The organism is Staphylococcus sp. GDX8P80P (genome assembly GCF_017893095.1).
Lineage (GTDB): Bacteria > Bacillota > Bacilli > Staphylococcales > Staphylococcaceae > Staphylococcus > Staphylococcus borealis.
Genome location: NZ_JAESMI010000261.1, coordinates 1 through 416 on the forward strand (window position 1 = coordinate 1; position 416 = coordinate 416).

Below are 416 nucleotides of genomic sequence, written 5' to 3' on the forward strand. Positions count from 1 at the left end.
AAATATTACAAGAAAAAAACAAGGCAAAGCCTTTGGTTTTATAGGATCAATTGTAGCTTTAGGTGAAGGGTTAGGTCCTTCAATAGGGGGAATAATAGCACATTATATTCATTGGTCTTACCTACTTATACTTCCTATGATTACAATAGTAACTATACCTTTTCTTATTAAAGTAATGGTACCTGGTAAATCAACAAAAAATACATTAGATATCGTAGGTATTGTTTTAATGTCTATAAGTATTATATGTTTTATGTTATTTACGACAAATTATAATTGGACTTTTTTAATACTCTTCACAATCTTTTTTGTGATTTTTATTAAACATATTTCAAGAGTTTCTAACCCTTTTATTAATCCTAAACTAGGGAAAAACATTCCGTTTATGCTTGGTTTGTTTTCTGGTGGGCTAATAT

Annotated in this window: 1 pseudogene; it reads left to right on the forward strand. The window is 28.1% G+C overall.

Going from position 1 to position 416, the window contains the following annotated elements:
• A pseudogene (locus tag KA858_RS12705) lies at positions 1–416 on the forward strand (hypothetical protein); the annotation flags it as partial.